This window comes from Streptococcus sp. 27098_8_109, from assembly GCF_041432295.1.
Classification (GTDB): Bacteria; Bacillota; Bacilli; order Lactobacillales; family Streptococcaceae; genus Streptococcus.
The window spans coordinates 21,655-27,910 of the sequence record NZ_JAPVZJ010000024.1; the positions used below are offsets into that span (position 1 = coordinate 21,655).

General features: G+C 41.2%; 5 protein-coding genes. All 5 read left to right on the forward strand.

Annotation, left to right across the window (positions count from 1 at the left end; genetic code table 11):
• Position 1: 1 nt before the first annotated feature.
• Complete coding sequence (gene patB / locus O3664_RS08360) at positions 2 to 1,768, forward strand: multidrug efflux ABC transporter subunit PatB (protein ID WP_004258659.1); 1,767 nt, start codon at positions 2 to 4, stop codon at positions 1,766 to 1,768.
• Positions 1,769 to 1,905: 137 nt separating this feature from the next.
• Complete coding sequence (locus O3664_RS08365; protein ID WP_000124770.1) at positions 1,906 to 2,595, forward strand: gamma-glutamyl-gamma-aminobutyrate hydrolase family protein; 690 nt, start codon at positions 1,906 to 1,908, stop codon at positions 2,593 to 2,595.
• Between the two features lie 169 nt (positions 2,596 to 2,764).
• Positions 2,765 to 4,114 carry a glucose-6-phosphate isomerase gene (locus tag O3664_RS08370; RefSeq protein ID WP_000018268.1) on the forward strand — a complete coding sequence of 450 codons (1,350 nt, stop codon included), beginning with the start codon at positions 2,765 to 2,767 and terminating at the stop codon, positions 4,112 to 4,114.
• A gap of 127 nt (positions 4,115 to 4,241) precedes the next feature.
• The gene (gltX, locus tag O3664_RS08375) at positions 4,242 to 5,702 is read left to right on the forward strand and encodes a glutamate--tRNA ligase (protein WP_000031049.1); all 1,461 of its coding nucleotides are present in this window, start codon (positions 4,242 to 4,244) and stop codon (positions 5,700 to 5,702) included.
• A 13-nt stretch (positions 5,703 to 5,715) separates the two neighbouring features.
• Positions 5,716 to 6,150: a cytidine deaminase gene (locus O3664_RS08380; protein WP_004258677.1), complete on the forward strand. Its 435-nt coding sequence runs from the start codon at positions 5,716 to 5,718 to the stop codon at positions 6,148 to 6,150.
• Positions 6,151 to 6,256: the final 106 nt, after the last annotated feature.

The window sequence follows — 6,256 nt, forward strand, 5'->3', positions numbered from 1 at the left end:
AATGAAGACAGTTCAATTTTTTTGGAATTATTTTAAAGTCTATAAGCTATCATTTGTAGTTGTTATCCTGATGATTGTTCTGGCGACTCTTGCCCAAGCTCTCTTTCCGGTATTTTCTGGACAAGCGGTAACAGAGTTAGCTAATTTAGTTCAAGCTTATCAAAATGGCAATCCAGAACTTGTTTGGCAAAGTCTATCAGGAATCATGGTCAATCTTGGTCTGCTGGTTTTGGTTCTATCTATCTCTAGTGTGATATACATGTGTCTCATGACACGCGTGATTGCAGAGTCGACCAACGAGATGCGCAAAGGTCTCTTTGGTAAGCTTGCTCGCTTGACGGTTTCTTTCTTTGACCGCCGTCAAGATGGCGATATCCTGTCTCGTTTTACCAGTGATTTGGATAATATCCTCCAAGCTTTTAACGAAAGCTTGATTCAGGTCATGAGCAACATCGTTCTATACATTGGTCTGATTCTTGTCATGTTTTCGAGAAATGTAACGCTGGCTCTCATCACCATTGCCAGCACACCAGTGGCCTTCCTCATGCTGATTTTCATCGTAAAAATGGCACGCAAGTACACCAACCTCCAGCAGAAAGAGGTAGGGAAGCTCAACGCCTATATGGATGAGAGTATCTCAGGTCAAAAAGCTGTCATTGTGCAAGGAATTCAAGAGGATATGATGGCAGGATTTCTTGAGCAAAATGAGCGCGTGCGCAAGGCAACCTTTAAAGGAAGAATGTTCTCAGGAATTCTTTTCCCTGTCATGAATGGCATGAGTCTGGTTAATACAGCCGTCGTCATCTTTGCTGGTTCAGCTATTCTATTAAACGATAAGACTATTGAAACAAGTACAGCCTTAGGTTTGATCGTTATGTTTGCCCAATTTTCACAGCAGTACTACCAGCCTATTATCCAAGTTGCAGCTAGTTGGGGAAGCCTTCAGTTGGCCTTTACTGGGGCTGAACGGATTCAGGAAATGTTTGATGCAGAGGAAGAAATTCGACCTGAAAAGGCTCCGACCTTTACTAAGTTGCAAGAAGGTGTTGAAATCAGTCATATTGATTTTTCATACTTGCCTGATAAACCCATTTTGAAAGATGTCAGCATTTCTGCTCCTAAAGGCCAGATGACAGCGGTTGTTGGTCCGACTGGGTCAGGGAAAACGACTATTATGAACCTCATCAATCGCTTTTATGATGTTAATGCTGGTGGGATTTATTTTGACGGTAAAGACATCCGTGACTATGATTTAGATAGTCTCAGAAGCAAGGTGGGAATTGTCTTGCAAGATTCGGTCTTGTTTAGCGGAACGATTCGAGACAATATCCGTTTTGGTGTGCCAGATGCTAGTCAAGAAATGGTTGAGGCAGCAGCCAAGGCAACCCATATTCACGACTACATCGAAAGCTTGCCTGATAAGTACGATACTCTTATAGATGATGACCAGAGCATCTTCTCGACAGGACAAAAGCAATTGATTTCTATCGCTCGAACCCTGATGACAGATCCAGAGGTTCTCATTCTCGATGAAGCCACTTCGAACGTAGATACTGTGACAGAAAGCAAGATTCAGCATGCCATGGAGGCGGTTGTAGCAGGCAGAACTAGTTTCGTCATTGCCCATCGTTTGAAGACTATCCTCAATGCAGACCAGATTATTGTCCTTAAAGATGGAGAAGTCATTGAACGCGGTAGCCACCATGAACTCTTGAAACTGGGTGGCTTCTATTCAGAACTCTATCACAATCAATTTGTTTTTGAATAAGAAAAAAGTTGTCCCCTTGGGCAGCTTTTTCTTGTCCATAAAAAATATTTATCACAGCCTTAAAAAAAACATATTAGACGAAAGTCATTTTGAGTGATATGATAAGACTATCGTTAACATTCGAAAGGAGAGGCATCATGGCTAGAACGGTTGTAGGAGTTGCTGCAAATCTATGTCCCGTAGACGCAGAGGGCAAAAACATTCATTCATCTGTATCTTGTAGATTCGCAGAGAGCATTCGTCAAGTCGGTGGTCTCCCTTTAGTCATTCCTGTTGGTGATGAGTCAGTTGTTCGCGATTATGTAGAAATGATTGACAAACTTATCTTGACAGGCGGTCAAAATGTCCATCCTCAGTTTTATGGAGAGAAAAAGACCATCGAGAGTGATGATTACAACCTAGTGCGTGACGAATTTGAATTGGCGCTCTTGAAAGAAGCGCTTCGTCAGAATAAACCAATCATGGCAATCTGTCGCGGTGTCCAACTTGTCAATGTTGCCTTTGGGGGAACTCTCAATCAAGAAATCGAAGGCCACTGGCAAGGACTACCTTTCGGGACATCTCATTCTATTGAGACAGTAGAAGGAAGTGTGGTGGCTAAGTTATTTGGAAAAGAAAGTCAAGTTAATTCCGTTCATCGTCAGAGTATTAAAGATTTGGCACCTAATTTCCGTGTAACTGCTATTGACCCAAGAGACCAGACCATCGAAGCGATTGAGTCTATCGATGAGCACCGCATTATTGGTTTGCAGTGGCATCCAGAGTTTCTGGTTAATGAAGAAGATGGCAATTTAGAATTATTTGAGTATTTATTGAATGAACTGTAACGACTGGAACATCTAGTCGTTCTTTCTTTTATTTTTTCAAAATTTTTGGAATGTGGGATTTTTACGCAAACGTTTGAATTCTGATAAAAATTGGAGAAATTCGACAAAAAACTTGAAAAAAACGAAGGTAAGCGTTATGATAGAAAAGAAGAAATATTGGAGGAATAACATGTCACATATTAAATTTGATTATTCAAAAGTTTTAGACAAATTTGTTGCACCACATGAAGTGGAATACATGCAATCACAAGTAACAGCAGCAGATGAATTGATCCGTAAAGGAACTGGTGCTGGTAGCGACTTCTTGGGATGGTTGGACCTTCCTGAAAACTATGACCGCGAAGAATTTGACCGCATCTTGAAAGCTGCTGAGCAAATCAAATCAGACAGCGATGTTTTGGTTGTAATCGGTATCGGTGGATCTTACCTTGGTGCGAAAGCAGCAATCGACTTCTTGAACCACCACTTTGCAAACTTGCAAACAAAAGAAGAACGCAAGGCTCCACAAATCCTTTACGCAGGAAACTCAATCTCATCTACTTACCTTGCTGACTTGGTAGAGTACGTAGCTGATAAAGATTTCTCAGTAAACGTGATTTCTAAATCAGGTACAACAACTGAACCAGCGATTGCTTTCCGTGTCTTCAAAGAACTTTTGGTTAAGAAATACGGTCAAGAAGAAGCAAACAAACGTATCTATGCAACAACTGACCGCCAAAAAGGCGCTGTTAAGGTTGAAGCAGATGCTAACGGTTGGGAAACATTTGTTGTTCCAGATGATATCGGTGGACGCTTCTCAGTATTGACAGCCGTTGGTTTGCTTCCAATCGCAGCATCAGGAGCTGACATCAAAGCCCTTATGGAAGGTGCGAATGCAGCTCGCAAAGACTACACTTCAGATAAAATCTCTGAAAACGAAGCTTACCAATACGCAGCAGTTCGTAACATCCTTTACCGTAAAGGCTATGCAACTGAGATCTTGGTAAACTACGAGCCATCACTTCAATACTTCTCAGAATGGTGGAAACAATTGGCTGGTGAATCAGAAGGAAAAGACCAAAAAGGTATCTACCCAACTTCAGCCAACTTCTCAACTGACTTGCACTCACTTGGTCAATTTATCCAAGAAGGAACTCGTATCATGTTTGAAACAGTTGTCCGTGTTGACAAACCTCGTAAAAACGTGATTATCCCTAGCTTGGAAGAAGACCTTGATGGACTTGGTTACCTTCAAGGAAAAGACGTTGACTTTGTAAACAAAAAAGCAACTGACGGTGTTCTTCTTGCCCACACAGACGGTGATGTACCAAACATGTACGTGACTCTTCCAGAGCAAGATGCTTTCACTCTTGGTTACACAATCTACTTCTTCGAATTGGCTATCGCTCTTTCAGGTTACTTGAATGCTATCAACCCATTTGACCAACCAGGTGTTGAAGCTTACAAACGTAACATGTTTGCCCTTCTTGGAAAACCAGGATTTGAAGAATTGAGCAAAGAACTTAACGCACGTCTATAATAGAAGAAAAGAGTGGCTTGTCCACTCTTTTTACTCTCTTTATCCATAGAAATTGGCCTCAGCCAAGACTTGTGATATAATATAGAGAGCAAAAAGGCAGACGCCTAGAGACTTTATAGGAGAAACTATGTCAAAAGATATTCGCGTACGTTACGCACCAAGTCCAACAGGACTACTACACATCGGAAATGCCCGTACAGCATTGTTCAACTACCTTTATGCACGTCATCACGGTGGAACTTTTATTATCCGTATCGAAGATACTGACCGTAAACGCCATGTCGAAGATGGTGAACGTTCACAACTTGAAAACCTTCGTTGGTTAGGTATGGATTGGGATGAAAGCCCAGAAACACATGAAAATTACCGCCAGTCTGAGCGTTTGGACTTGTATCAAAAATTCATCGATCAATTGCTAGTTGAAGGAAAAGCCTACAAATCTTACGTTACAGAAGAAGAGTTGGCAACTGAACGCGAACGCCAAGAAGCAGCTGGTGAAACACCTCGCTACATTAACGAATACCTTGGTATGAGTGAAGAAGAAAAAGCAGCTTACATCGCAGAACGTGAAGCAGCTGGTATCATTCCAACAGTTCGTTTGGCGGTCAATGAGTCAGGTATCTACAAGTGGCATGATATGGTTAAAGGTGATATCGAATTTGAAGGTGGCAATATTGGTGGTGACTGGGTTATCCAAAAGAAAGACGGTTACCCAACTTACAACTTTGCCGTTGTCATCGATGACCATGATATGCAAATTTCTCACGTAATCCGTGGAGATGACCACATTGCTAATACACCAAAACAGCTTATGGTCTATGAAGCACTTGGTTGGGAAGCTCCAGAGTTCGGTCATATGACCTTGATTATCAACTCTGAAACTGGGAAAAAATTGTCTAAACGTGACACCAACACCCTTCAGTTTATCGAAGACTACCGTAAAAAAGGTTATTTACCAGAAGCAGTCTTTAACTTTATTGCTCTTCTTGGTTGGAACCCAGGTGGCGAAGATGAAATCTTCTCTCGTGAAGAACTCATTAAACTTTTCGATGAAAACCGCCTGAGCAAGTCTCCAGCAGCCTTTGACCAGAAAAAACTCGACTGGATGAGCAATGATTATATCAAGAATGCAGACCTAGAAACTATCTTTGAAATGGCAAAACCATTCTTAGAGGAAGCAGGCCGTTTAACTGACAAGGCTGAAAAATTAGTTGAGCTCTATAAACCACAAATGAAATCAGTAGATGAGATTATCCCATTGACAGATCTCTTCTTCTCAGATTTTCCAGAATTGACAGAAGCAGAGCGCGAAGTCATGGCGGGAGAAACAGTCCCAACAGTTCTTGAAGCCTTCAAAGCAAAACTTGAAGCGATGACAGATGATGAATTTGTAACAGAGAATATCTTCCCACAAATCAAAGCTGTTCAAAAAGAAACAGGTATCAAAGGGAAAAATCTCTTCATGCCAATTCGCATCGCAGTTTCAGGTGAAATGCATGGACCAGAATTGCCAGATACTATCTTCTTGTTAGGCCGTGAAAAATCAATCCAGCATATCGAAAACATGCTAAAAGAAATCTCTAAATAAGAAGGATGCAACAATGGATATCTGGGAAAAGATGTACGAAGAAGCACAGAAATTGTATAATCCACATGAAGTATCTGATTTTGTTTATGCGAATCATGTCGTTGCCGCAGTAGAAGCAGAAGATGGACAAATATTTACAGGATTCTGTATGGAGGGAACCTGTGGTGTTTTCCATCTCTGCGCAGAGCGGGCAGCACTCTTCAATATGTACCAATTTTCGGGACAAACTAAGGTTAAAAAAGTCTTAGCCTTTCGAGAGCAACCACCTTATGGTGGAAGTTCGGGTATGCCTTGTGGCGCATGCAGAGAGTTCCTCTTAGAGTTGAACGTTGAAAATAAAGAAGCAGAATTCATGATGGACTACAATACAAGAAAGACAGTGAAAGTCGCAGAACTAATCCCATATTGGTGGGGAGAAGAACGTGCTTCTAAGTTTAATAATCAATAGAAGAGTCAGTATAATTCTGGCTCTTTTTACTTAATTTGAAAAAAACAGAAAAAGTTGTTGACAAGTCTGAAAAAGTCTGTATAATAGTAAGAGTTGAAAACAACTC